The organism is Microcoleus sp. B7-D4 (genome assembly GCF_036705125.1).
Classification (GTDB): Bacteria; Cyanobacteriota; Cyanobacteriia; order Cyanobacteriales; family Microcoleaceae; genus Microcoleus.
Window position 1 is genome coordinate 5,015 of the sequence record NZ_JAUBTT010000199.1, and the last position, 569, is coordinate 5,583.

Below are 569 nucleotides of genomic sequence, written 5' to 3' on the forward strand. Positions count from 1 at the left end.
CCGGTTTCGGGATTGCCTAAAAATATCAGCCCTTCATTTGCTGGTGGGACGGTGTTGATGGTGAAGGATGCGATCGAGCCGTCGGGGTCGCTTCCTCCGAGTCCTGCGATCGCCACAGCGCTGCTGGGGGCGATTTCGAGGTTGACGTTGCTAGCTATCGGCCGTAGGTTGGCGGGAGTCGGAGTCGGTGGGAGTGGGAGTGGGGGAGTCGGAGTTGGTGGGAGTGGGGGAGTCGGAGTCGGGGCAGCGGTGATAGCAGTGGTAACTCTTGCCGACGGGCTGCTGCCGTTGTTGTTGGCAGGATTGGGGTCTGGGCTAGTTGAGGTGCTGCTAGCAGTGTTGGCGATCGGGCCGCCGGTGGCGGGAACTGCGAAACTGACGGTTCTGTTGGCGCTGGTTGCCCGGGCTAGGGATGGGATGGCCGTCCAAGTCACAATACCTGTAGTTGCGTTGTAACTTCCGCCCTCTGAGACGCTGACTCCTGTTAAACCAGGAACAATGGTGTCGGCGATCGCCACATTGGTTGCCGCACTCGGCCCACTGTTAGTGGCCGTAATTGTGTAGGTGAC

The 569-nt window shown here is 60.3% G+C and carries 1 protein-coding gene; it reads right to left on the minus strand.

Going from position 1 to position 569, the window contains the following annotated elements:
• Window positions 1-569 (minus strand): DUF11 domain-containing protein (locus tag QUB12_RS36465; RefSeq protein ID WP_333310960.1); only part of this gene is annotated, 569 nt, incomplete at both ends.